The sequence below is a fragment of the Streptomyces sp. NPDC101165 genome (genome assembly GCF_044768135.1).
Classification (GTDB): domain Bacteria; phylum Actinomycetota; class Actinomycetes; order Streptomycetales; family Streptomycetaceae; genus Streptomyces.
This window is the reverse complement of record NZ_JBIWPG010000012.1, coordinates 73,784-98,605: the sequence shown is the minus strand read 5'-3', so window position 1 is coordinate 98,605 and position 24,822 is coordinate 73,784. Positions and strand designations below refer to the sequence as shown.

Sequence of the window (24,822 nt, the reverse complement as noted above, 5' to 3'; positions counted from 1 at the left end):
CCGCAGCCCACCATCCTGGACACGTTCAGCCCCGCTGCTGCCTGTTCGGCACCTGGCATGATCAACGGGTGATCAGTGAACCTGCGCAGCCCGGCTGCACGAAGTATGTCCTGTTCGATGTCGACGGCACGTTGATCGACGCGGTGAGCAACCAGCGCCGGGTCTGGGGAACCTGGGCGGAGCGGTACGGGCTGGATGCGGACGAGGTCTACCAGGTGGCCCTGCGGACACGGCCGTTGGAGACATTCGCTCAGGTCGCTGCGGACCAGGATCCGCACGAGTGCCTGGCCACACTGCACGAGCTGGAGGACGAGGACGTCCGGTCCGGCGTTTACACGGCCTTCGACGGTGCGTCGGAGCTGCTGCACGGCCTGCCACCGGGGTCCTGGGCCCTGGTGACCTCGAACTACGAGCACCGCGTGCGCGGCCGTTTCCTGCGGACGGGCTTGCCGATGCCGGGCCTGATCGTGGACGCGGCCGCTGTCGAGGAGGGCAAGCCCTCTCCCGTCCCGTATCTGCAGGCCGCAGCGCGGCTCGGCGCCGAGCCCGGAGACTGTCTGGTCATCGAGGACGCCCCGTCCGGAGTGCGGTCCGGGTTGGACGCCGGGATGACGGTGTGGGGCGTGAACGCCGCTGTCGCGGTCGAGGGTGTGCACCGTCACTTCGGCAGTCTGCGCGAGGCATTCCCGCACATCCTGGCCTTCGCGACCGGCCCTCACGGGAAGGCCGCAGCCTGAGGATGCGGCAGACCTTCGCCGATCACGACACAGGTGAGCCCACGGGGCCGCCGGTGGTCTCCCGCACCACAAGGCGTGGCACCAGGACCTTGGACTCGGTGTCCTCGCCTGCGAGGCGGCGCACCAGCAGTTTCTGTTCGGCTTGGGCCTCTCGTTCGGCTACCTCTTGCCCCTGTGGCTGTTCTGGGGCGCCTGGGAGCCTGCCGAACTACCTCATACCGACGCGGGCTTGCGGGCAAGGATCTGGATCCCGGTCGACTCGTGACCGTTCATGGTGGGCACCGTGATGGTCCGGGTGTCGATGGGTTGGAACCCGGCGAGCAAGGTGGAGAACCACTCGCGGGGATGGTGGCGGCAGACCGCACCGTCGCCGGTCTCGAACACGCCATAGCCGGCGGAGCGATCAGCATGGCGGCTGTAGCGGTTGCGGTTGCGTTCGTCGTCCTGCAGCAGAAGGTCGCTGACGTAGAGGATCCCGCCGGGCTTGAGGACGCGGTTCAACTCGGCGATCAACCGGTGTTGGGCTTCATCGCCGGGGACACAGGTCAGCACGGCGAAGAGCAGAACTGCGTCGAAGCCTGCGTCCGGGTAGGGCGAGGCCGGTGGTGCATCCAGGGTGGCAAAACGCAGGGTCGGGTGCAGGCGGCGTGCCCGATTGATCATTTCCGGTGAGGCGTCGACGCCCGTGAGGTTGCCGAAGCCGCCCTGTTCGAGCTCCTTCATGATGCGTCCGTAGCCACATCCGTAGTCGAGGATCGCGGCGTTTCTGCTGATCCCGTCGAGCCAGGGCAGATGCAGAGGGTGAGTGAACGTCTTCGTGGCCGCTGCGGCATCCCAGTAGGGAACCTGGGTGTCGAGGTCGGACATGACACATGCCTTCCTGCGTGTTCGGCCGAAGCAGATCATGCTGCCACGCCGGTGGGGCGCCCCATCGACGCGTTTGTCGTTCACCGTGGAGAAAAGCCGTTGGCCGGTGAGCACCGGGCCGGGATGATCCGCGTGTTCTGCGAAAGAGGGGTTGCATGGCGGAGTTTGCGTGTGGAGGGTGTGGCGCCACGCTGACTGCCCCGGTGTCGCAGGTCGCGCTTCCCGTCCACGCCTACCAGAAGTGGGGTAACGGGGAGCAGCTCCCCGTACTCATGGAAGCCGGCACCTACGCTGTCAACCCTGACCCCACCGGTCCGCCATGGCGCCCGTGGAGTGAGATCGGGCCGGATGAGGCCGAAGCCCGAGGCGTGTTCGCCCCGGTTGACGGCCTGTCCTTCGGAGCACCGGGAGCCGTCGTCGTCGCGCCGGGTGACATGCGCGGCACTGTTCTGATCCCTGAGCGATGCGTCGGCTACTGCTGTGGGCTGGACTGGGGCGACGGCCCGAATCTGGCGTGCGCGCAGTGCGGCCGGGCGGTGGCCACCCGCATCGATGAATGTTCCTGGTGGCAGGCCGTGTGGCTCGAACCGCAGGCCGTGCGCTGCATCGCAGCCGAGAGCCCCGATCGCCGGACGGCCGACTGGGAGGCGCTGCGGCAGGAGCGGCAGGGTACGCCGCCGATCGGACCCCTCGGAGAGTGGTGCCCTCGCTGGGAGGCGGCGGCCGGGGCAGCGCTGGCCCACCTGCTGGCGGCCTCGCAGGGCACACCCGTGGTCCTCCCGGACGGCCTCGTCACGGACATCTTCGGCCGCGTGCTCGACGCGCTGCTCCCGCCTGGGCCGCCGACGAGGACAGTGGCACTGGCCGGACCTGGCCTGCCTGCCCGTGTCCCCGGGCCGGACATCGCTCTGGTACCGCGACATCCGCAGACAGGGAAGGCCTGGCAGCCGTCCGGCACCGCAGAGATCGTGCCGGTCGATGCCGAGGTGTGGATGCATCTGGCCCACGATCACGAACAGTTGCTGGTTTCCGTGACAGGCAGGCTGCCCGACGGTGTTCTCCGTGACGATCCGCTGCCGTTGCATCCTCGGAGACGGTTTCGGCCTGACTCGACTGTGTTCCTCCATACCCTGGCACGGCTGTCAGCCGTGCATCAGCCGTGGCTCCGCGGGGTCTACGACCAGGTGAGGCAGCACCCGTACGCTCGACCGTTCTAAAGATTTTCCCGTAACCGCAGGTCCGCGACTCGCTCCCAGACCCCTGGCCGTCGTCACGAGGCCACCTCTAAGTTGACGCTGTGACAGAAGTGACGAAGGGACTGCAGGATGCCGAGCCGGAGTTCGACGGTTCGAGTCTGTGGCGTCAGCGGGATTTCATGCTGCTGTGGAGCGGCCAGACGGTCAGTGAGATGGGGTCGGCGGTCACCGAGGTCGCTTTGCCGCTGCTCGCGGTCGTCTCGCTCAAGGCGAGCACGTTCCAGGTCGGGCTGCTGACCGCCGCCACCACGGTAGCGTTCGCGCTGATCGCGCTGCCCGCGGGCGTGCTCGTGGACCGCGGCTCCAAACGTTCCATCATGATCGTCTGCAACATCCTCCGCCTGCTGATCATCGGATCGGTGCCGCTGGCGGCCGCCCTCGGCACCGTGACGATGGCGCAGCTCTACGTCGTCGCTGTCGCAGCCGGCGTGTGCACGGTGTTCTTCGACGTCTCGTACCAGAGTTATGTGCCGTCGCTGATCCGCGCCGATCTCCAGATGGACGCCAACGGCAAGCTGGGGACCACCCAGGCGTTCGCGGAGCTCGGCGGCCCCAGCCTGGGCGGGGGACTGGCCGCGGCGTTCGGCGCCGCGGGGGCGATGACCGCCGACGCGATCTCCTACGCGGTCTCGGTCTTCTCGATATCCGCGATCAGGACGCGAGAGGAGCCGCCGCCCGTGCGGCGCGAGGGCGAGACGTTGCGGAGCCAGATCGCCGAGGGACTGAGATTCGTCGTCGGGCACAAGATATTGCGGAGGGTCGTGGCGTGCACGGGCACCGCGAACCTGTTCTCCGGCACGACGTCGGCGCTGGCGATGGTCTTCCTCATCCGGGTGCTGCACGTGCCGCCCGCGCTGAGCGGGCTGATCATGGCGGGCTCGGCCATCGGCGGCATCGCCGGGGGAGTGTTCGCCGGTCGGCTCGCCAAGAAGATCGGCTCGGCGCGGATCATCTGGGTGTCGATGCTGGTGTTCAGCGCGCCGCAGGTCGTCGCGGCGGCTGCCTGGCGAGGCTGGGGAGTGCTGCTGTTCCCGCTGGGCTGGGGCATCTCGGGTTTCTCCGCGATGGTGTACAACGTCGCCCAGCTCAGCTACCGGCAATCGGTGACACCGCCGGAGCTGATGGGCCGGATGAACGCGGCCGTGCGCTGGGTCGTGTGGGGCACACTGCCGCTCGGCGGCATCCTCGGCGGGCTGCTCGGCACGCTGATGGGGGTGCGGCCCGCACTCTGGCTGGCCTTGATCGGTGCGTGGGCGGCCGGCTGGTTCGTGTTCTTCTCCCCGCTCCGCCACATGCGCGATGTTCCCGCGCCCAGCGTTGTGCGTTGATGGTGAGTGCCGCGGCCGGGGAGATTTCCGAAGTGCCTGTACTAAACGGTGGAACTGGGGCGGGCGCAGCACGGTGAACACTTCGACGAGTACGACCCGTTGCGCGGAGAGAGCGGAGAGCACCTGCACGATCAGACCAACGTCGACGAACCCACCGGTTACGAGACGGGTGCTCGGTTACGTGGGCGGTAGTTCGGTCTCCTCGTAGAAGCGGATCGTCCTCGCCGTCAGCCCGTCAGCCCGTCAGCCCGTCAGCCCGTCAGCCCGTCAGCCCGTCAGCCCGCCGGCGTCCGCCGAATCCCCGATGCGCGTACCGCCGAGGCTACGCCTGGACACTCCAGCGTGCTGGAATGTCTATCTTCGATCTTGGCCAGTGCTCCGGTGTTTACGCCGGGGGTGAAGGCAATCTCGGAACTGCTCTGACCCGCATGTGAGCATGGGTCGGCACTGTTCAGCTCCGCCCGCGGGGTGCTTCTGGTTCTCCGTGCCCCGCCGCAGCTCCCGGCGATGTTCGAGCCGGACCAGAAGTGTCCGCCCCACAGATATCGGTGTAGGTGCGCGCTGTGCTCCTTGAGCAGTGGCCGGGTGGAGACGCCCTTGAGGGAGTTGACCAGGTTGGAGAGCTGGATCTTCGGCGGGTGGTGCATAAACAGGTGTACGTGATCGTCCTCGCCGTAGAACTGCTTCAGGTCGGCCGCGAAGTTGGTGCATACCTCCCGCATGATCTCTTCGCAGCGCGTCAGCATCACGTCGGTCATGGCCTTGTGTCGGTACTTCGTGACAAAAACTAAGTGGACATGCAGGATGTGGACACCATGACGGCCGGTGCGCACATCGGGGTTCGGGTTCTGGCGTGGTGACGTGAACCACGTATGTATGGTGATCGTCATGCAGCTCAGGTACGGGTTCCGTCTGTACCCGAGTGCCGGTCAGGGTGCTGCGCTGGCAAGGGCGTTCGGGTGTGCGCGGGTGGTCTTCAACGACGCGTTGCGTGTTCGTGAGGACGCCCGCGCCGCCGGGTTGCCGTTCGTCACCTCCAGCGAGCTGTCCAAGCGGCTCACCGCGTCGAAGAAGACACCTGGTCGGGTGTGGCTGGCCGAGGTGTCGTCGGTGATCCTCCAGCAGTCCGTGCGCGACCTGGACACGGCGTACCGGAACTTCTTCGACTCCCTCAAGGGCAAGCGCCCCACGATGGGTCCGCCCCGCTTCAAGTCGAAGCGGGACACCCGGCAGGCGATCCGGTTCACCGCGAACGCCGGGTGGAAGATCACCCCCGGCGGGAAGCTGCGGCTGCCCAAGGTCGGCGACGTGAGCGTGAGGTGGTCGCGCACCCTGCCGTCCACCCCCACCACCGTGACGGTGATCAAGGACAGCGCCGGTCGGTACTTCGCCTCGTTCGTGGTGGAGACGGACCCAGAAGAGGCACTGCCCGCCACTACGCCCGAAGTCGGCATAGATCTCGGGCTGGGGCACTTCGCGGTCCTGTCCGACGGCACGAAGATCGACAGCCCTCGCTTCCTGCGCCGGGCTGAGAGGCAGCTCAAGAAGGCTCAGCGTTCCCTGTCCCGTAAGGAGAAGGGCAGCGCCAACAGGATCAAGGCTCGGCTCAAGGTTGCCCGCGCTCACGCACGGGTGGCCGATGCGCGTCGCGAGTTCCACCACCAGCTCTCCACCAAGCTGATCCGCGAAAACCAAGCCGTCGCGGTGGAAGACCTGGCAGTCAAGGCACTCGCCCGCACACGCCTGGCCAAGTCCGTGCACGATGCGGGATGGTCACAGTTCGTGGCCATGCTGGAATACAAGGCCGCCCGGTACGGGCGCGCCTTCGTGCGCATCGGACGGTTCGAGCCCACCTCCCAGGTCTGCTCGGCCTGTGGTGTCAAGGACGGTCCCAAGCCCCTGCATATCCGAGAATGGACGTGCCAGGCATGCGGGAGTGTCCTGGACAGAGACATCAATGCGGCGGTCAATGTCGCCAAGGCGGCCGGACTGGCCGTGTCAGCCTGTAGAGCGCAGGTAAGACGGGTACCCGTGCCCGCGCAGCGCGATGAAGCAGGAACCCACCCGAAACCGCACCCGACAACGGCGCGGCAGGCGGGAATCGCCCACCTTTAGGCGGGCGAGGATTTCAAAGTCGGTCCAGAAGGCCGTGAGCCGGGAGGACATCCATGCGGATCACCGTACTGACCGTGCCGGACTGCCCCCACGCGCCGGTGGTCGCCGAACGGCTCAGCCAGGCGCTCGACGGCCGCGACGCGGAGGTGGAACGGATCGAGGTCGAAGATTCTGAGCAGGCCACGCGTCTGGGGATGACCGGATCACCGACCGTGCTGATCGACGGGGTGGACCCCTTCGCCGTGCCGGGCGCTCCCGCGTCTCTGTCCTGCCGCCTCTACCGCGGGCCGGACGGTCGCATCGAAGGGGCTCCGAGCCTCGCTGACCTGCGCCGCGCACTCGGCGAGCGGCTGGCGTAGACGACTGCGACTGCCCGCCGATCGGCGCGGCCGGCCGCGCGGGCCGGGGACGTCTCACCCCGGCGACCGGCGACTGGCGACTGGCGACCGGCGACCGGCGAGATGCGACCAGTGCGCAGCGACCAGTGACCGTGACCCCCGAAGCGAACTCCTCCCTGTCCCCAGCGACGCCTTCTCAGCGACCTGCTCATGATGATCGAGCGACCTGCTCCTGGTGATCGACATGCTGTGCTCGCGGATCGGCTCCGTCCTCCCCGCCGACGGCGGCAAGACCCACGCCCGCCTCGCGCCCTGTGCCCGTGACGACCTGAACTCCTGAACCTATGGCCCCGCCTCGCGTGTGAGCGCCGCCCCACCGGCCATAGGCCTCTCGTGCGGCGGCGCTCAATGCGGTCGAACGGCTCTTGCCCAGGGGAGTCGAGGGAATGCGCTGGTCAGGGCCTTCTTGCAGCTGCGAAGATCGTTTCCCGGGAGGAGTTTGTTCGCTTCCAGCCGCCCGGGTGGGCCGCCGCGGACGTACCTGCGCTGCTGGATCGCGAGAGGAGCCATCGCTGGCCGTCCCGGGGAGTGACGGAGGCGATCCGGATGTCCCAGCAGCCACCTTGCCGGGTGAGGGAGACCGCGGACAGGGGTGGCACAGCGAGATGCCAGAAGGACCTCGCCGGTGCGGCCAGCGCATGGATGAGCGCGGCCCGGATCACGGCTGCTTCGGTGATGGCCACGGTGTGGCCGGTGTCGGGCGCCACGGTGCTCAGCCAGTCCGCTGTCCGGCGGCAGAGCCGGCGTACGGACTCGCCTTCGTGCGGCGCGGCATCCGGGTCCGTGAGCCAGGAGGTGAATCCGTCGGGCTCGGTCGCGGCGATGTCGTCGACGGTGCGACCGCACCACCTGCCGAGGTCGAGATCGCGCAACGCAGGCTCGGACACCGTGACCAGGCCGAGGGTGTCAGCGATCTGCGAGCAACGGGTCGAAGGCGCCCGGACGGCCAGCTCGTGCGGAGGGAGAGCTGCTCCCGCTGCGGTTGCCATGCGCAGGCTGCGCTCACTCAGGGGAGTGTCGCCGAGGAGTGGATCCCGGGTGGCGTCACCGCCGGGGGCGCACAGAAACGTCAGGCGGATCGTCATATGACCGACCTCCTTCTGGCCCGGTATGACTCCGGATGGTGTGAGACCAGGCGACGGTTGCTTGATCGGTTGGACCACACCCCGTCGGCAGAGCGAACAGGACAGCGGAGCGGCCCCGAGCCACCTCCATCACCCAGCCCCAAGGAGCACCCACCGGTGACTCGGGACCGACAGGGGCCTCCGACATGACCAGGGCCGCCGGACCGTGTGCCGGATCGACACCGTTCAGCCGCCCTGCCGAAGGCGAGCACGAGGCGGAGTGACCGGCCCGGCAGCGGATGACACTGCCGACGCCATGTCGAGCCTCATGTGCTCCAGCGTCGGCGAAAGCCGTCCGCCGCACCATCCGTCAGGTGTCCGGAAGCACCCCGCCGACCGGCCGGCGCGGCCCCGCCACCCGGCCGAAGACGGCATCGGTCACCCGTGGCACGTTACTCAACGTGGTCCGTCACATCCCCCCGCCAGGGATATTCCTGCCGGCCGGGGCGTTCACCCGTTCCGCTCGACGGGCAGTTCGAGGCAGAGCTCATAGCCCCCTTGGGCCGTGGGGCCGGACGTGACGGTGCCGCCGAGGAGCTCGGCTCGTTGGGCCAGGCCGACCAGGCCGTGGTGGGCGCTCGGCAGGGCGTACGCACGTCGGGTGGGGGCGGTGTTGGTGACGGTGGTGTGGAGGGCGCCGTCCTGGTGGCGGATGCGGACGGTTGCCGTCGCGCCGGGGGCGTGTTTGCGGACGTTGGTCAGCGCTTCCTGGACGGTGCGGTAGACGGCGCGCTGCACCGGGGGCGGCAGTTCCCGGGGCAGGTCGGTCACCAGCTTCGCTTCGATGCCACTGGCGTCGACCAGGCGCTGCAGGTCGGCGAGGGAGGGCTGAGGGGTGAGCTCCGTGGGACGGCTGCCGGAGGCCCTCAGGACACTGACCATGTGCCGCAGCTCGTCCAGGGTCTGCACGCTGAGACGGCGGATCGTGGCAGCGGCCTCTCTCGTTTCGGCGTCCTGGCTGCCCACCTGGAGCGCTCCGGCCTGTACGGCGATGAGGCTGACCTGGTGGGAGACCACGTCGTGCATCTCCCTGGCGAGCTGGGCGCGTTCCTTCGCCAGAACGCTCTGGGCGGTCAGCAGCCGTTCCTGCTCACGGGCCTCGGAGATGTCGGCGAGCCGCAGCGAGAGTTCGCGTCGGGCCTGGACGAGTTGGCCCAGGAAGACGGGAGCCGCAGCGGTGGCCAGCGTGTAGCTGAGGTGGAACAGGTTGTTCGTCTGGGACAGCTCCGCGGCGTCCAGGGACGACCACGGCCAGGGCAGGAAGTCGATGAACGCGTACGTCAGCGCACAGCCGGCCAGCAGGAGACGGTGGCGGCTGAGCGAGGACAGCGTGTACAGCGCGGCCATGGGGGCGACCACCGCGTCGGTGACCAGGGCGGTGGGGAGCGTGAGGACGAAGGTCGTCAAGGGCAGGCGGCGACGCATGGCGAGGGCGAGAGCGCCGAGCAGTGCGAAGGCAGTCGCCGGTGGATCCCCGACGCCGACGTTGACCCATGCGTCCGCCAGCGCGAACCCGACGAGGGCGATGTCGAGCAGCAGAACCGGCGGCCGTCCGGGGCTCACCGAGCGCCCTCGTCCCGCTCTGCGGTGAGCAGGCCCGCGCGCTCGGCGATCAGAGCCGCCTGGACGCGGCTGCTGACCTCCAGTTTGCCCAGCACGTTGGTGACATGGCCTTTCACAGTGCCGGTGCTCAGATGCAGCTTTTCGCCGATGTCTGTGTTGGCGAGCCCTTCGGCCATGAGGACGAGCACGGCACGCTCGCGCTCGGTCAGCCGGCCGGCGAGGCGGACGGCGGCGGGCTCGCGCATGCCGTGATCGAGATAGCCGTCCACGACCCGCCGGGTGACCTGGGACGACAGGACGGTCCCGCCCTCCGCCAGCGTGCGCACAAGGCGGGGAAGCTCCTCGGGGTCGGTGTCCTTGAGCAGGAATCCGGCGGCGCCCGAGCGCAGCGCCGTCGTCACGTACTCGTCGGCGTCGAACGTGGTGAGCATGGCGACCACCGGAGCCTGCGGCATGCGGCCCAGCTCGGCCAGAATGGTGAGCCCGTCCACGTCCGGCATCCGGATGTCCAGCAGAACGACGTCGGGCTGCAGCTCCCGCACCGTGCGCACGGCCTCGCCACCGGGTACCGCCGCGACGACCTCGATGTCGTTCGTGGTGTTGAGAATGTGCGTGAAACCCGTACGGATCAAGGCTTCGTCATCGACCACCAGTACCCGGATCACGTGCGCTCCGCTCGTCGCATGCCCCCGCTTGATGCGTACCCCCGGCAGGAGCCCAGGTCAGCGACCGACACGGAAGACCCGCCGGTTGGCGGCATGATCCCAGCCGGTCGGCCGGGGGCGCCCGGGCCGACCGGCCGGGGTGGTTTCGGTCGGGCAACGGGGTGCTTTCGGAAGGCTGCCGGGGTGGCTCGGGCGGCTCGGTGGGAATCCCTCAGGCATGGCGCCGAAAGCACTCTCGGCCGAGCCGGCGGGCGTGTCACCGCCGCTGGGGCTCGACCGGTTCCGTGTGCTCGCCGACCGGCCCTCGACGGGGCGGCTGATCGGTATCGACCTGGCTCGCGGACTCGCGGTCTTCGGCATGTACTCCGTCCACGTCGGGCCCGATGTGACGGTCGGCGGACCGGTGGGATTCCTGCTGGAGACAGCGCGTGGCCGCTCCTCCGCCCTCTTTGCGCTGCTCGCCGGCTTCTCGCTCGTCATCATCACCGGCCGCCCGCACCCCCGGACCGGGCGCGCAGGACGTCAGGCAGTGGCCAGGATCGTCATCCGCTCCGTCGTCCTGCTGGTGCTCGGCTACGCGCTGACCGCCCTGGACACCGACGTCGACGTGATCCTCAGTTTCTACGGGCTGCTCTTCCTGACCGTCCTCCCGCTGCACCGACTGCGGGCAGGGACGCTCGCCCTCCTCGCTGCCGCGAGTGCGCTGATCCTGCCCCAGGTCCTGTACGTGATCAGAACGTCCATCGCGGATGGGAACTGGGCGGACACCATCACCGCCCATGACCCGTTGGCCCAGGTCACCGGCACGGACGGCATCATCGAACTCTTGTTCACCGGTGCGTATCCGGTGCTCACCTGGATCCCTTTCCTGATCGCGGGCATGGCAGCAGCCCGGCTGGACCTCACTCGCCCGGGCGTCAGATCCCGGCTCGCACTCGTCGGCGGGGCACTGGCCCTGCTGGGTTACGGCGGTTCCTGGCTCGCCCTGCGCCTGGTCCCGGGTGCTCTGTCCGCCATTGCCTCCGCCACGGACGGCGGCTCGGCATCGTCCGCCTGGTGGTCCGACACCGTCGGCGAGCCCGAGGGGCACACCCCGCTCGCCTGGCTCCTGGTGGCCGTACCGCACAGTCAGACGACGTTCTCCATCGTCGGCAACACCGGAGTCGCCCTCGCCGTGGTCGCCGCGTGCCTGACCGTGGCCGAACGGATGCCGCGCCTCACACGCCTGGCCACACCCGTTGCCGCGGTCGGCATGACAGCGCTGACCATGTACGTCCTGCACATCGTCGCGCTGTGGTTCTTCAGCGACGTCTGGTACGTGCCGGCGGTCGACGCTGACACCCTGTCCGCCGTGCCCGTTCTGCTCGGCTTCATGGGAGCCGCGATGCTCCTGGCGGCCGTGTGGACCCGACTGTTTCGGCGTGGTCCCCTGGAACAGCTGCTCCATGGCGCCACGCGGTTGGCACAAACCGTCAAGTGAAGCGAATGGGGCCTGTGCTGCTTCACGCCTGCTGGGAATGGAGCGCGGAAGCGCGGCGGAGGGCGTCACGGCATGCCTGGATGGCGGGATGCTGGGTTCGGCCGCGGCGTACGACGGTGAAGACGCGGCGTGTGCGCCGGCCGCGTGGCAGGTGCCGGAGCGGGACGGTCGGGGGTCGGCCGCTCCAGACCAGATCGGGGAGGAAGGCGGCGGCGTGGTGTTGCTCGACGAGGCGGACGTGGAGCAGGAGGTCGGTGGTGTCGAACCGTACGTCGGGTTCGAAGCCGGCGTTGCGGCACAGGGACATGGCCCAGTGCCGCGCGGCCGTGCCTTCGGGTTCCATCACCCACGGGTGATCCGCGAGTGAGAGCAGCGCCGCCATCGGGTCGTCGGTCTCCGTGCCGTCGGCCGGCATCGGCAGTGCGAGGTGCAGGGTGTCGTCGAGCAGGTCTTCCTGCTGGAGTTCGGCCGGCCGCGGGTTGGGGTTGCCGGGGTACTCCTCGGCGACGATCAGGTCGAAGTCGCGGGCCTGCAGGGCGGGCAGGGCCTTTTCCGGTTCCATGTGGGTGACGTGGACCCGTAGGTGGGGGTGGAGTTCGCGCAGCAGGCCGAGGGCGGTCGGGACCAGGGTGAGTGCCGCGGTCTGGAACGAGGCGATGCGCAGGGTGCCGTTCAGATCGGTCAGGGACGCGGCGATGTCCGCCTCCGCCCGCTCCAGGCGCTGGAGGATCGCTTCGGTGTGGGCGACGAGGATCTCGGCCTGCTCGGTCAGTCGTACCCGCCGCCCGACCGGTTCCAGCAGCGGCACACCGACCTCGGCTTCCAGCTGCGAGAGCTGCTGGGAGACGGAAGAGGGAGCGTAGGAGAGTGCCTGGGCGACGGCTGCCAGGGTGCCGCGGTGCTTGAGTTCGCGCAGCAGGCGCAGCCGGTGCAGATCGAACATGAGCAGCCGCTCTCCTCGCCGTCGCGGGCCCGACGGCTGAACAGTCGGTTTCTCCGACGAGTATAGGTCGAAAACATTCGCTGGACCGATCGTAGGAGAGCATCGGACCCTGGTCGTGTGTTTGAGAACGATCCGCCCTCCCGTACGTTGCCGTGGTCCGTTCGGCCCGATGCCCGAGCCTGGCGGTGTGTACCCGCGCCCGCCGAGGTGCGCGGCTTCCACTTCTCGCTGCCCGACTACGCGCCCACCCCTTTGACCGAAATCCATGCGCTGGCGGCGGAGTTGAAAGTCGGCCGAGTCTTCGTCAAGGACGAGTCGTCCCGACTGGGGCTGCCCGCGTTCAAGGCGCTGGGCGCGTCCTGGGCGATCCACCGCGCCCTTGCCGAGCGGGCCGCGAGCGGCAGGGAACCGGACCCGGTCACCCTGGTGACCGCCACCGACGGCAATCACGGCCGCGCCGTGGCCCGCATGGCACACCGCCTCGGGCAGCACGCCCACGTCTTCGTACCGCAGGGTGTGCATCCGCAGGCCGTGGCGGCCATCGTCGCCGAGCAGGCGAAGGTCACCGAGGTCCCGGGGCCGTACGACGAGGCCGTACGCGTGGCGGCCGAGGAGGCTGCCGCGCCGGACGCGGTCCTGGTCCAGGACACCGCCTGGCCGGGCTATGAACAGATCCCCGGGTGGATCGTCGAGGGCTACTCCACCCTCTGCGCCGAGATGGACGAGCAGCTGGCCGCCGAAGGGGTCAGCGCGGGCCCCGACCTCGTCTCCATACCGGTGGGCGTGGGGTCCTTGGCCCAGGCCGTGGTCACGCACTACCGCAGCCGCCCGTCCGAGCGCGCTTCGGCGCTGCTGTCGGTGGAACCGGAGGCCGCGGCCTGTGTCCTGGAGAGCCTCACCCTCGGCACACCCGTCAGCGTGACGACAGGGGACACCACCATGGCCGGGCTGAACTGCGGCACTCCGTCCAGCATCGCCTGGCCCTACCTGTGCGGTGGGCTGGACGCCGCCGTCGCCGTCACCGATGCCGACAGCGCCCGCGCGGCCGGTGATCTCGCCGCTCTGGGCATCTCCTCGGGTCCCTGCGGGGCCGCGTCGCTCGCCGGTCTGCGTGCGGCGCTCACCGGCGTGGACGCCGAGGAACGCCGTACGGCACTGGGGCTCGGGCCGTCCGCAGTGGTCGTGCTGCTGAGCACCGAGGGCACCGCTGCCAACCCGCACTCCACCACCGGTCACTGAACCCGCAACACCCGAAAGACCCCTGCGCCGACCCACCACCGGTTCACCACCCCACCGCCGACCGCTTCGATCGGTTCGATCGGTTCGATCCGGAGGGGGCGGCAGCGTGCTGACCACCTCGAGGCCGCGCCCGGCGTCCTCGGCCTCGCGGTCGCCACCGTTTCCGGCTGACCCGTGCCTGCCCGCACACGCCGCCGTCCCGCCACCCCACCCCACTGAATCCGACATCCTCTGGGAGACAGGTCATGACGAATCCCGCCCCCCACAGCATCACCGTCGACGCAGACCGGCTGTGGCAGTCCCTGATGGACCTCGCCGGGATCGGCGCGTACGACGACGAACGCACCGGACTGCGCGGCGTCAACCGTCTCGCTCTCACCGATGCGGACGCGGCCGGCCGCCGCCAGGTCATCGCCTGGATGGAACAGGCCGGACTGGCCGTCCGTGTCGACCGGATGGGCAACATCTACGGCCGCCGCGAGGGCACCGACCCCACCGCGGCCCCGGTCCTGACGGGCTCGCACATCGACAGCGTCGCCACCGCCGGCGCTTTCGACGGCTGCCTCGGCGTCCTGGGCGGCATCGAAGTCGTCCGCACCCTGAACGAACGCGGCATCACCACCCGCCGCCCGATCGAGGTCGGCGTCTTCACCGAGGAGGAGGGTGTCCGCTTCGGCACCGACATGCTCGGCAGTGCGGTCGCCGCCGGCCGCCTCACCCTGGAGTACGCCCACGCCCTGACCGACCGCGACGGCCGCACCCTCGGTGGCGAACTCGCCCGCACCGGCTTCGACGGACGCACCGACGTACGCCTCGCCCCGCCGCACGCCTACGTCGAATGCCACATCGAACAGGGCCCCGTCCTCGCCCAGAACGATGTCGAGATCGGCGTCGTCACCGGCGTGCAGGGCATCTCCTGGCAGGAGATCACCGTCCACGGCCGCGCCGCCCACGCCGGCACCACCCCCACCCACCTGCGTGTCGACGCCGGTCTCGCCGCGGCCCAGATCATCGTGCATCTGCGGTCCCTGGTCGACTCCGGCTCCTACGGCGACCTGCGGGCCACCGTCGGCCACTTGGTCGTCCACCCCGACCTGACCAACATCGTCCCGGCCCGCGCCGAGCTGACCGTCGACCTGCGCAACCCCGACGACGCCCGGATGGCCCGCGCCGAGCAGGCTCTGGCCACCTTCCTGCGTGAGCTCGAGAACAGCCGGCCGGGCCTCTCGCTGACCACCCGGCGGATGGCCAGGACCGCCTACGTCCCCTTCGACGAAGGCGTGCAGAAGGTCATCGCGCAGGCCGCCGACGACCACGGCCTGGAGCACATCTCCCTGCTCTCCGGCGCCGGCCACGACGCCCAGGAGATCGCGGCGCTCTGCCCCACCGCCATGATCTTCGTACGCGGAGAGTACGACGGCATCAGCCACAACCCCCGTGAGTACTCCACCCCCGAGGCGTGCGCCCACGGCGTCGACGTCCTGGCGACCACCCTCCTGCGCCTGGCCGACCAGGACTGACCGCCTATGGCGGCCCACAGCAGCGATCGTTCGGCAACCACTGCCACCCCCGTGTGGTGCTCACCATCCCGCCCTGCCTCCCAGGGCGTCGGCACAACTCCGGAAGGCCTTCATGCTCCCCGAGACCCCCGTGACTCCAGCGGCTCACGAACTCCTCGACTCGGACCCGGGTCGCCTGCTGGCCCGGCTGGTCTCCATCGGCTCGGTCAACCCGGACCTCGTTCCCGGCGGGGCCGGTGAGACCGCGATCGCCGACTTCTGCAGCGAGTGGCTGGCCGCCCGTGGCTTCGAGGTCCACCGCCTGGAGAAGCGCCCGGGCCGCCCCTCGCTCGTCGCGGTCGCCCGCGGCAGCGGCGGCGGCCGCTCCCTCATGCTCAACGGCCACCTCGACACGGTCGGCCTGGCCGACTACGACGGCGACCCGCTCGACCCGCGGGTCCGCGAGGGCAGAATGCACGGTCGGGGCACCTTCGACATGAAGGGCGGCATCGCGGCCATGATGGTCGCCGCCGCCCGCGCCGCCGCCCACGGCTCCCTGCGCGGCGACGTGTTCCTCGCCTGTGTCGCCGACGAGGAACGCGGCAGCTCGGGCACCGAGGAGGTGCTGGAGTCCTTCTCGGCCGACGCGGCGATCGTCACCGAGCCGAGCCATCTCGAAGTCACCCTCGCCCACAAGGGCTTCGCCTGGTTCGAGGTGGAGATCGAAGGCCGCGCGGCCCACGGCTCGCGACCCGAGCTCGGCATCGACGCCATCGCCAAGGCCGGGCACTTCCTGGTGGCCCTGGAGGAACTGGGCCGGCGCCTCGCCGAGGGCCCGGCACACCCCCTCCTGGGTACCGGCACCGTGCACGCCTCCGTCATCCACGGCGGCGAGGAGCCCTCCACCTACCCGGCACACTGCCGTATCACCCTGGAGCGCCGCACCGTCCCCGGCGAGAGCGCCCAAACCGTCCAGGCGGAGCTGTCCGCCGTGCTCGACCGTCTGGCCGCCACGGTCCCCGACTTCCGCTACCGGCTGACCCGTGGCCTGCACCGCGAACCCTTCGAGGCCGACCCCGGCGCCCCGATCGTGCGCACCCTCACCCACCACGCCGAGCAAGTCCTGGGCCACCGCCCCGCGGTGCGTGCCGAGCCCTACTGGACCGACTGCGCTCTCCTGGACCGGGCGGGCATCCCCTGCCTGCTCTTCGGTGTCGACGGCGCGGGCGCCCACGCGGCCACCGAATACGTCGACCTGGCCTCGTTGGACCGCCTCACTGACATCCTCACCGCCACCATCGCCGACTTCTGCTCCTGAGGCTCTCGGCCGGACCTCGCAGGAGTTGTACCTCCCCGACGCCGACGCCGACGTCGACGCCGAGCAGGAGATCGAGAGCGCCGTAGGTCCTGGCGTCAAGCTCCTGGCACCGCGGGAATGACCTCCCACGTACGGCTGTTGTGGTCTGCCGACGGTAGATGATCAACGACGGGGGCAGATCATGGCGCACGACGACGGCAGGGTGCACGGGACCGTGGCGGCGGGGTTCGAGGCCGTACGGGAGGAGTTCGCCGCGGTGCTCGGCGAGATGCGTGACGCGCCCGAGGCGCAGCTCGTGGTTCACGTCGACGGCCACCGGGTGGCCGACCTGTGGGCCGGCCCCGGTACGACGGCGGACACGCTGACCGGTCTCTACTCCATCACCAAGGGTGCCGCCCACCTCGTGGTCGCGCTCCTGGTCCAGGAAGGCGTCCTCTACCTGGACCGCGAAGTGGCCGCCTACTGGCCGGAGTTCGGGGCGGAGGGCAAGGAACGGCTCACCTTGCGGGAGCTGCTCGCACACCGTTCCGGCGTCGTCGGCGTCGACGGCGGTTTCACGGCCGCCGAGTTGGCCGACGATCGGCTGATGGCCGCGCGACTCGCCGGTCAACGGCCGTTCTGGGAGCCCGGAACGGCGTACGGCTACCACGGTTTCGTGATCGGCGCCCTGACCGGCGAGGTGGTGCGGCGGGTGACCGGTCGCTCGATTCAGGAGATCTACGAGAAGCGGATCCGGGCGCCGTACGGGCTCGACTTCCACCTGGGCCTGCCGGAGGCGCTCGAATCGCGCCATGCCGAGGTGCTGCCGCTGCTGCCGACGCCGGAACAGGCCGAGCAACTCGCGGCCAACGCCGCGGCCCCCGGCAGCGTCAGGGGCATCGCGTTCAACCAGAACGCAACCCCGCCGACCGACCTGATGGCCTTCGCGAACAGTCGGGCCGTGCGGGCGCTCGGGCCCACCTCGTCCGGCGGGGTCGGCACCGCACGTGGTGTGGCGGGGATGTACGCCGCGGCGATCAGCGAGGTGGACGGCCGGGTGCCGCTGCTGAAGCCGGAGACCGTCACCGAGTTCGCCCGGGTCCGCTATCGCGGAACCGATCTGGTCACCGGGAACGAGGACGTCTTCGGTCTGGGCTTCGAGGAGCTGAGCAACCGCTATCGCGTCCTGGGCCCCGACGCGTTCGGCCACAGCGGGGCGACAGGCTCACTCGCTCTCGCCGACCCGGACAGCGGCGTGGCCTACGCGTACACGCGCCGCCGCTTCGGCATGCCCTCAGGGTTCGGTGCGGGCCTGGAGAACTATCGACTGGTCGAGGCTGCGATACGGGCGGCCGGCGGGCACTAGGTCCGCCGGCCGCCACATCGCCGCGCCCGCGCATCAGCCGAAGGCGCTACTCACTTGGTCCAGAACGGCGCGAGCGCTCCCTGTCGGAACGGCGCCGGGCTCACGCTGAGTTCACCGGCGAAGGGGCGGTCGAGGACGAAGACCAGGAGCAGACTGAACCCGATGAGAGCGGCGACGGAGGCGACGAAGAGGATCTGGATCCGCAGCTTGCGCATGCCGTACAAGAAGGTGAGCGGGATCAGGACGACGGCGCCGCCGAAGGCCAGGACCTGCAGCAGCGGGGGCAGTTGCTGCTGAGCCATGGTCAGCCGGGCCCGGCGCTGGGAGGCGACGTCGTTGACGTGGTCCACGGCCTGCTCGTAGAAGACCTCTTCGCGAGTGGCTTTCGGTTCGTACGTCTGGAGCACGTCGTACACGGACTGGAGCTTGCCGGCGGTGGCCGCGTAACTCGGGTGCCCCGCGCGCATCCGAGGCCACTGCTGCTCCACGACCGCGTGAACGTAGTCGCCGAGCGCGGCGTCGAGGCGGGTGCGGACCGGGGGCGGGAAGGCGGCGGCATCGCGGGCGATGAGCGAGACATCGGTGGCCTCGGTGGCGACGACGGTCTCTGTGCTCTCCAACTGCGTCCAGAGGGTGACGATGACGAAGGCCAGGATGATCCCGTAGATCGCGCCGAACATCCCCAGCGTCACCCCGACCATGTCGTTGTGCTCGCCCTTGGCCAGCGACGGGTGTCTGCGGCGGAGCAGCACGCTGCCGGCCACGGCCAGAACTACGGTCCCGCCGACGGTGATCACGGCCAGGGTGAAGGTGCTGAAATGATTGAGCAGCCAGAGCAACATGTGCGCGGAGTGTAGGGACATGAGGCTCCCCGTCGGCGCTCCTGTGCGCTCTGACCCACGGGCGCGAACAGGGCCCGAGAACCCCACCTCTGCGCTGTACGAAGCCCACGGTCCGTTTCGCGGTGCGTGTCCAACGTCCCTTGGAGTCCACACGATCGAGCGTAGGGGAGATCGTCCTGTCAACGCACCGGGTATCCAGACCCGGGCAACTGCACGCCGTGTTGTTCAGTGGACACTCTGAACAGCCCCGTCAGTCGTGTTCGACGGTGATCGTCACTTCCCCGCCCGGGGCGGCCAGGATCCATGCCTTGCCAGTGGTCCTGCGTAGCGTGACCGCATTGCCGTCGGTGGTGATGCGCCAAGGGCCCGGAGGCAGAGATATTTCTGTCAGCCGAGAGCCGTGGCGTGCCGCGGTGTAGGTCAGCCGGTAGGTCGCATCGGTGGAGCTGTACGAGGCGGAGCGGATCGTGCCTGCCACCGCCTCCGCGTACGGTTCGGCGGTCAGCTCCTTGTTGGTGCGGAAGGTGCCGGAGTCGTCGACGGCGCAGTACCCGCCGCCGTAGCACCAGACATAGCCCGCCCAGCCGGAGCTGTAGCGGCGGAGCGAGTCCATCGCGTCGTGGTAGAAGCGCTTCATGTTCGGCAGGGAGCTGTTGAGCGGACCCCATTCCCCGACCACGATCGGGACCTTGTACTGCTTGGGGTACTCGGTGACGGCCTGCTCGTAGGCCTCGATCCAGCCGGCGCCGGGATCGTAGTCGGCGCCCGCCTCCATGGCGGCGTTGTAGAAGTGCGGCGCGTACACCACCTTGGGATCGTCGATGCGTCCGAGGCCGGTCGGTATGCCCTCGCCCACGATCGGGGTGGGTTCCACGAAGACCCAGGAGTCCTTGTCGGCCGAACGCACCGAGTCTGCCAGGCGGTTGTACATGGGGGTGAGCTGATCGTGCTCGATCCGGCGGGCGGCCGTCGGCACGTCTTCGCCCTGACGCAGCTCGCCCATGGGTTCGTTGATGAGGTCGTAGCCGAGGAGCGCCGGGTGGTGCGCGAAGCGGTCCGCGAGGACCCGCCACGCCCGAGCCTGGGCGCGTTGGAGGTCCTGGTCCTGGTAGAGGTGGGTGAAGGCGCGCTGAACGGCGGGCTCGAAGTACTCGGCGAACCAGTCGTCCGGGTGGGCGGTGAAGGGAAGTCCATCGGTCCTGGTCGCCCACTCGGGGATGCCGCGGTGGCCGAAAGCGGGTCCGAAGACGTCCTGGTGGGCGTCGATCACGACCTTCATGTCATGTCGTCCGGCCCAGTCCAGGATGCGTCCGATCTTCCGCAGGTACGTTTCGCTGTAGTGGCCGCGCCGCGGTTCCAGGTCGTCCCAGAAGATCAGCAGTCGCGCGAAGGCGAAGCCCTTGGCCCGCATGTCGCGGAAGTGGTTTTCGGTGATGGCCGACAGGGCTCTGTCGCCCCGGTTCGTCTTGTCCTCGACGTTCCAGCCGCGCAGGCTGAGCACACGTCCGTGCCGGTCGGTGAGTGGAGGTATGCCGTCCGTGGTCTGCCGGGGGTGGGCGCTGGTGGGGGCGAGCAGTGCGGCGACAACTGCGCTCGCCGTCAGGGTCGTTCGCAGCACCACGGGAGACCTCCGGGCCGTCGGGTTCGAGGTGCCGCGCATCCCATCAGGAGGCGTGTGCTGTTTCAAGTGGTCGTACAAGCCGTTTCTTGCCTTCGTATGCCCATGCGGGACAGCGACTTGGTATGCGCGGACGAGCGATGGGCGCATGGCCCCCGGAAGGGGGCCGAAGGGCCCTCGTGCCCCGGTGGCAGCGGGTGCGACGGTGAAGTGGGTCCCATGCGTTGCAAGCCCCATGAAAGGCGGTGGGGACGATGAGACTTCCTCTGGTAACAGGCATCGACGGATCGGACGCGAGTCTGCTTGCCCTCGACTGGGCGGTGGACGAGGCGGCCCGCCATGGTGTTCCCCTCAGGCTGGTCTACGCCTCTCGCTGGGAGCGATACGAGGGTGCCGTGCCGTCCACAGGCCTGGAGCGCCCCTCCGAGCAGGTGCTCGCGGAGCACATCGTGGCTTCCGGAGCGGAGCGCGCCGGGCGGCGCAACCCCGATGTGAAGGTCACCACCGACGTCATCCCGGACGACGCCGCAGTCGCCCTCGTGCGCGCGGGCGATGGTGCGTCCGCGCTGGTGACGGGGTCGCGCGGTCGCGGTGAGCTCAGAGGACTGCTGCTTGGTTCGATCGGGTTGGCCGTGGCGGGCCGGGCCCGTTGCCCGGTGATCGTCGTCCGGGGCGACCAGGCGGGAATCGCCGGCACGCATGACCGGATTCTGCTGGGGCTGGGGGGCGCCGACACGGCCGCCGATGCCGTGCGGTTCGCCTTCCGTGAGGCCGAGGTGCGCGGTTGCGTCCTGGACGTGGTCCGGGCCTGGCGCAGCCCCTCCCACCTGAGCCGCCACGCCGGGGAAGTGGCGAACTCTCCTGAGGAGGAGGCATCCGCACTGCTGGACGGGCTGCTCGCGGAAGCGGTCGCCGAGCATCCGCAGGTACGTGTGCACCGTACGACGCTCGAGGGGGCGGCCGGCCACGTCCTCGTGAACCGGTCGGCGGCCGCCGACCTCGTGGTCGTCGGGTCCCGGTCCAGGACGGGCCATGTCGGGCTCCAGCTCGGCAGCGTCAGCCACGCACTTCTGCACCACGCCCAGTGCCCGGTCGCGGTCGTGCCGCGGAAGCCGTGACGGTGGCGAGGATCCCTGGGGGAGAGAGGCGAGCGGGGGTTGGCCGGGGCGAAAGCGGCCCCGGCGGCTGCTCACGCAGGCTCCCGGCGACCGGCCCGAACAGGTGGGCCAGCCGCGGGAAGACCCTGTCGACATCATCGTGTCCACCGGTGCCTCCCGGCCCGAGCCACCGCCCAGGTCGCGTACGGCGAGGTCGTGGGCGGTGACGATGCCGCGCAGCACTCCGCCCTCGACGACCGGACCTGCCTCGGCCGACCGGGCCTGCCTCGGCCGACCGGGCCTGCCTCGGCCGACCGGGCCTGCCTCAGGCGATGTCGAGCAGGTCGGCCACCGGTCGCCGTGGGCTCGCGGGGCCTTCGGGGCCGTAGCCGAGCCGGAGCACCATCTGCACGTGGGCCATGGCCGAGATGGGGTCGCGGACCACCCACCGGAGTTCCGGCCATTCCAGGGGCTGGGAGGTCATCGAGCCGACCAGCCCTTCCATGGTGGCCTGGAGCAGGACACGCTCCAGTGCCTGGCCCGCGAGCAGCCAGTCGGCGGGTCCGTCATGGGCCGTGCCCAGCAGAGCGATGTTCGGGTTCTTCTCGAAGGACGCCCAGCCACGCCCTGGCATCGGACGGCCGACGGCGAAGTCACGCACGGGGGCTGTGGTGCCGTGCTGACGGGGGCCGAACGCCTCCGCGGGGATGCCGTCGGGTGCCTCTACGGTGTCCGACGGCTCCGTACGCGTCCACTGCGCTGTTTCACCGCGGATGCCCGGGTCCAGGGCCTGCCGGCCTTCAGCGTCCTGCACCAGCTCCAGAATCGACCGCACGTGCCAGTCACCGGGGAACGCCAGCTGGGCGCCCTCGGCCTGAGCCGCGTCGCACAGCCGCTCCACCACGGCGGCCGGGATGTGCTCGTCGCGGAAGGGGAAACGGCTGGAATGACGGCGGGAGATCGCCGGGTACAGCCGGGCGAGCGTCTCGTCGGGTGACGCGGAGCCGCGCAGATCCACCTCGGCGAGCAACTCCGCATCGTCCGGGGCGGGGAGCAACCGTACGACCGGCGCCAGCCCCTTCGCCGCGCCGGCCACGCGCAGGTTGAGGAGCGCCGCGCCGCAGCCCAGGTGCAGGCCCCGCCTGTCCGGATCGGTGCGCGGCAGGGCTCGCTCCAGGTCGGCGTACACGCGCAGGACGGCGCTGTCCCGCAGAAAGCGGAACCTCCAGGGCTGCGCGTTGTGCAGCGAGGGTGCCGCCGCGGCCTCCGCAACGAGCTCGGAGACGACGTTCACATCCAAAGGTTGTGCAGTCACGGTGGCTTCCCTTCTCTGCAGGGGGCGCGGACCTCGGCCTCAGGCCGGCCTCGACGGAACGGCGATGACGGGGCAGCGGGCGTGGTGCAGCACTCCCTGGCTGACCGAGCCCAGCAGCATGCCGGTGAAACCTCCGTGACCCCGGGTCCCGACCACCAGGCCCAGTGCATGGGCGGAGGCGTCGCTGAGCACCTGCACGGGATGCCCGAGGACCAGTTCGTGCTGCAGCTCCACCTCCGGGTAGCGGTCGTGGCGGCCGGCCACGGTCTCGGAGAGCAACTGGCGGGCCTCCTGCTGCGGGGCGTACTCGTCGAAGATCCTCAGCGGCCCCGGCTGCCAGGCGTACAGGGCCCGCAGCTGGGCGCCGTGCAGAGCCGCCTCCTCGAAAGCCACGTCGACCGCGGCGGCCGAGTGTTCGCTGCCGTCGACGCCGACGACGTAGTATCCGGGCTCCTGCGGGGTGTGCTCCGGCTCTGGGACGACCACCACGGGGCAGCTCGCGTGGGCGATGACCGGAACGGCGATCGAAGCGGAGCCGAACACCTCCTGGGCCCGGCTCAGATGCCGCGAGCCCAGCACGACGGCCGTGGCGTCACGGCTCTGCTCACGCAGCACCCACACGGGGTCGCCCTCCGCGAGCAAGGCGTCCACCTCGACCTGAGGGTGTCGCGCCCCGACGAAGTTCGCGGCTTCTTCGAGCACCTGCTTTCCGGCCTCGTGCAGCGACTCGTTCCATCCCTCCCAGGACGGCGGAACCTCCCGCCCCCGGTAGCCCCTGGTCGGCACGCCCTCGGCATGGACCGGACGCAACGGCAGCCGACGGCGGGCGGCCTCGTCCGCCGCCCAGGCCAGCGCCCTCTGCCGGCTGAGATCGGGATCGACGCCCACCACGATCGGGCGGCGCTCACCGGGCCGTGCCATGACGGCCTCCAGCCTTCGGCTCGCCGCTCGCCGACGGCGCGTGCGCAGACGTGCTCGCAGGGTGCGGGGCAGGCGTCAGATGCCTGATGCAGGCGTCGGGCCCGGGGAAGTACAGGGTCACCCGGCCGTCCTCGGCCCAGCGCACGTCGTACGGCGGGCTGCCGTCCGGATGGCGGAGCGCCACGACCTCGCCGTCGCGGGCCACGACCCCGGCTGTGGTGCCGCGTACGACGATCTCGTCGCCCACGCGGGCGCGCATCGAGGAGCCGGTCGCCTCGGGGCCGGCAGTGGGCACGGCCCGGTCACTCGTCCTTGTCGGTGCGGGAGCGGACATCTCGCTCGCCTCCTCCCGGCGGTGGCGCGGAGCGGCGCCGCCGATCTCATGGAAGACCCGGGGCGGTCCGGGACACAGGGGCCATTGGTCCTCGCTTCGTCCCTGTCGGCCGTCCTGCCGGCGCGATCCGGCGGTCCCGTCCGATCGCCGCCGGGCGTGGTCCTCCCTTCGCGACCAGTCTTGTCGCGAACAGAAAGGAAGAAAGGGACCTATAGGGTTAAGGGTATGGGCTCTCCGGCCTCAGCGGCATGGGACCGGGAGCGCTGGACTGGAGGTGTCGGCAGCCGCGACCACAGCGAGGAGGTACCGCGATGGCCACCCTGACACGCAGGCAGAAGTTCCCGTTCCCGGAGATGCCGGACTGGTTCGAGACCATTCCCAGCAAGTGGACGATGCCCACGCTCCGCATCGAGGACTACACGGAGGACGACCGCTATGTCATGCGCGCCGAGCTTCCGGGCATCGCCCCCGAGGAGATCGACGTCGTCATCGGCGACGGGATCCTCACGGTCCAGGCCGAACGTACCGAACGGGACGTGGACAAGAACCACAGCGAGATCCGGTACGGCGCGATGAGCCGCAGTGTGACGCTCCCACCGGGCGCCGACGAGGACGACGTCACGGCCGACTACACCGACGGGATGCTCACCGTCAGCGTCGGCCTGGGCGCCGAGAAGGCGGAGGCCAAGCACGTCGAGATCAAGCACGGCAACTGACGACGGCCGGCGGCATGTGGCGGGCTCCGGCGTGGGCCCGTCACCGGTGTGCCCTTCTCGCGTCGGACTCACCGGGCGCCGTGGCCGGACGCTGTGGGAGAA

The 24,822-nt window shown here is 69.9% G+C and carries 22 protein-coding genes and 1 pseudogene; 12 read left to right on the top strand and 11 right to left on the bottom strand.

Annotation, left to right across the window (positions count from 1 at the left end; genetic code table 11):
* The first annotated feature begins 68 nt into the window (after nt 1–68).
* Nucleotides 69–737 carry an HAD family hydrolase gene (locus ACIRVH_RS26085; RefSeq protein WP_403957413.1) on the top strand — a complete coding sequence of 223 codons (669 nt, stop codon included), beginning with the start codon at nt 69–71 and terminating at the stop codon, nt 735–737.
* A gap of 213 nt (nt 738–950) precedes the next feature.
* On the opposite strand, the gene ACIRVH_RS26080 is transcribed toward ACIRVH_RS26085, so the two are convergent.
* Nucleotides 951–1,604 (bottom strand): class I SAM-dependent methyltransferase, encoded by a 654-nt coding sequence (locus ACIRVH_RS26080; protein ID WP_403957410.1) that lies wholly within the window; start codon nt 1,602–1,604, stop codon nt 951–953.
* Nucleotides 1,605–1,759: 155 nt separating this feature from the next.
* Between ACIRVH_RS26080 and ACIRVH_RS26075 the strand changes: the two genes are divergently transcribed.
* Nucleotides 1,760–2,821: a hypothetical protein gene (locus ACIRVH_RS26075; protein ID WP_403957407.1), complete on the top strand. Its 1,062-nt coding sequence runs from the start codon at nt 1,760–1,762 to the stop codon at nt 2,819–2,821.
* Nucleotides 2,822–2,901: 80 nt separating this feature from the next.
* Nucleotides 2,902–4,188: an MFS transporter gene (locus tag ACIRVH_RS26070; protein WP_403957404.1), complete on the top strand. Its 1,287-nt coding sequence runs from the start codon at nt 2,902–2,904 to the stop codon at nt 4,186–4,188.
* 485 nt (nt 4,189–4,673) lie between these two features.
* Here ACIRVH_RS26070 and tnpA read toward each other — a convergent pair.
* Nucleotides 4,674–5,078, bottom strand: a pseudogene (gene tnpA, locus ACIRVH_RS26065) (IS200/IS605 family transposase); the annotation flags it as partial.
* Between tnpA and ACIRVH_RS26060 the strand changes: the two are divergent.
* Together ACIRVH_RS26060 and ACIRVH_RS26055 are read left to right on the top strand one after the other, a co-directional pair.
* A complete protein-coding gene (locus ACIRVH_RS26060) occupies nt 5,077–6,303 on the top strand; it encodes an RNA-guided endonuclease InsQ/TnpB family protein (protein ID WP_403957990.1) in 1,227 nt (408 codons plus the stop codon). The pseudogene tnpA and the gene ACIRVH_RS26060 overlap by 2 nt on opposite strands.
* Nucleotides 6,304–6,356: 53 nt before the next feature.
* Nucleotides 6,357–6,662 (top strand): thioredoxin family protein, encoded by a 306-nt coding sequence (locus ACIRVH_RS26055; RefSeq protein ID WP_403957401.1) that lies wholly within the window; start codon nt 6,357–6,359, stop codon nt 6,660–6,662.
* A 434-nt stretch (nt 6,663–7,096) separates the two neighbouring features.
* Here ACIRVH_RS26055 and ACIRVH_RS26050 read toward each other — a convergent pair whose 3' ends face one another.
* The 3 genes from ACIRVH_RS26050 to ACIRVH_RS26040 form a co-directional block, all read right to left on the bottom strand.
* A complete protein-coding gene (locus tag ACIRVH_RS26050; RefSeq protein WP_403957399.1) occupies nt 7,097–7,786 on the bottom strand; it encodes a histidine phosphatase family protein in 690 nt (229 codons plus the stop codon).
* A 489-nt stretch (nt 7,787–8,275) separates the two neighbouring features.
* Entirely contained in the window at nt 8,276–9,388 is a 1,113-nt protein-coding gene (locus ACIRVH_RS26045) for a sensor histidine kinase (protein ID WP_403957396.1), read from the bottom strand.
* Nucleotides 9,385–10,053 (bottom strand): response regulator, encoded by a 669-nt coding sequence (locus ACIRVH_RS26040; protein ID WP_403957394.1) that lies wholly within the window; start codon nt 10,051–10,053, stop codon nt 9,385–9,387. The genes ACIRVH_RS26045 and ACIRVH_RS26040 overlap by 4 nt, the downstream gene beginning before the upstream one ends.
* Before the next feature lie 217 nt (nt 10,054–10,270).
* On the opposite strand from ACIRVH_RS26040, the gene ACIRVH_RS26035 reads away from it, so the two are divergent.
* A complete protein-coding gene (locus ACIRVH_RS26035; RefSeq protein WP_403957391.1) occupies nt 10,271–11,533 on the top strand; it encodes a DUF418 domain-containing protein in 1,263 nt (420 codons plus the stop codon).
* A 22-nt stretch (nt 11,534–11,555) separates the two neighbouring features.
* Here ACIRVH_RS26035 and ACIRVH_RS26030 read toward each other — a convergent pair whose 3' ends face one another.
* Nucleotides 11,556–12,476, bottom strand: coding sequence for a LysR substrate-binding domain-containing protein (locus ACIRVH_RS26030; protein ID WP_403957389.1), 921 nt, complete (start codon nt 12,474–12,476; stop codon nt 11,556–11,558).
* A 117-nt stretch (nt 12,477–12,593) separates the two neighbouring features.
* Between ACIRVH_RS26030 and ACIRVH_RS26025 the strand changes: the two genes are divergently transcribed.
* The 4 genes from ACIRVH_RS26025 (at nt 12,594) to ACIRVH_RS26010 (ending at nt 17,877) form a co-directional block, all read left to right on the top strand.
* Nucleotides 12,594–13,715, top strand: coding sequence for a diaminopropionate ammonia-lyase (locus ACIRVH_RS26025; protein ID WP_403957386.1), 1,122 nt, complete (start codon nt 12,594–12,596; stop codon nt 13,713–13,715).
* A gap of 245 nt (nt 13,716–13,960) precedes the next feature.
* Nucleotides 13,961–15,235: a Zn-dependent hydrolase gene (locus ACIRVH_RS26020; protein WP_403957384.1), complete on the top strand. Its 1,275-nt coding sequence runs from the start codon at nt 13,961–13,963 to the stop codon at nt 15,233–15,235.
* A 130-nt stretch (nt 15,236–15,365) separates the two neighbouring features.
* Complete coding sequence (locus ACIRVH_RS26015; RefSeq protein ID WP_403957381.1) at nt 15,366–16,532, top strand: ArgE/DapE family deacylase; 1,167 nt, start codon at nt 15,366–15,368, stop codon at nt 16,530–16,532.
* A 181-nt stretch (nt 16,533–16,713) separates the two neighbouring features.
* The gene (locus ACIRVH_RS26010; protein WP_403957378.1) at nt 16,714–17,877 is read left to right on the top strand and encodes a serine hydrolase domain-containing protein; all 1,164 of its coding nucleotides are present in this window, start codon (nt 16,714–16,716) and stop codon (nt 17,875–17,877) included.
* A 50-nt stretch (nt 17,878–17,927) separates the two neighbouring features.
* Here ACIRVH_RS26010 and ACIRVH_RS26005 read toward each other — a convergent pair whose 3' ends face one another.
* Both ACIRVH_RS26005 and ACIRVH_RS26000 read right to left on the bottom strand, forming a co-directional pair.
* Nucleotides 17,928–18,719 (bottom strand): DUF4239 domain-containing protein, encoded by a 792-nt coding sequence (locus tag ACIRVH_RS26005; RefSeq protein ID WP_403957375.1) that lies wholly within the window; start codon nt 18,717–18,719, stop codon nt 17,928–17,930.
* 250 nt (nt 18,720–18,969) lie between these two features.
* Nucleotides 18,970–20,337, bottom strand: a complete 1,368-nt coding sequence (locus ACIRVH_RS26000; RefSeq protein ID WP_403957987.1) for a cellulase family glycosylhydrolase — start codon at nt 20,335–20,337, stop codon at nt 18,970–18,972.
* 254 nt (nt 20,338–20,591) lie between these two features.
* Between ACIRVH_RS26000 and ACIRVH_RS25995 the strand changes: the two genes are divergently transcribed.
* Complete coding sequence (locus tag ACIRVH_RS25995; protein WP_403957373.1) at nt 20,592–21,455, top strand: universal stress protein; 864 nt, start codon at nt 20,592–20,594, stop codon at nt 21,453–21,455.
* 304 nt (nt 21,456–21,759) lie between these two features.
* On the opposite strand, the gene ACIRVH_RS25990 is transcribed toward ACIRVH_RS25995, so the two are convergent.
* The 3 genes from ACIRVH_RS25990 to ACIRVH_RS25980 are packed head-to-tail and all read right to left on the bottom strand — an operon-like array spanning nt 21,760 to nt 24,004.
* A complete protein-coding gene (locus ACIRVH_RS25990) occupies nt 21,760–22,749 on the bottom strand; it encodes an Acg family FMN-binding oxidoreductase (protein WP_403957370.1) in 990 nt (329 codons plus the stop codon).
* 39 nt (nt 22,750–22,788) lie between these two features.
* Complete coding sequence (locus ACIRVH_RS25985; RefSeq protein ID WP_403957367.1) at nt 22,789–23,670, bottom strand: universal stress protein; 882 nt, start codon at nt 23,668–23,670, stop codon at nt 22,789–22,791.
* Nucleotides 23,654–24,004 (bottom strand): DUF1918 domain-containing protein, encoded by a 351-nt coding sequence (locus ACIRVH_RS25980; protein ID WP_403957364.1) that lies wholly within the window; start codon nt 24,002–24,004, stop codon nt 23,654–23,656. The genes ACIRVH_RS25985 and ACIRVH_RS25980 overlap by 17 nt, the downstream gene beginning before the upstream one ends.
* A 311-nt stretch (nt 24,005–24,315) precedes the next feature.
* Between ACIRVH_RS25980 and ACIRVH_RS25975 the strand changes: the two genes are divergently transcribed.
* Nucleotides 24,316–24,720 (top strand): Hsp20/alpha crystallin family protein, encoded by a 405-nt coding sequence (locus ACIRVH_RS25975; RefSeq protein WP_403957361.1) that lies wholly within the window; start codon nt 24,316–24,318, stop codon nt 24,718–24,720.
* Nucleotides 24,721–24,822: the final 102 nt, after the last annotated feature.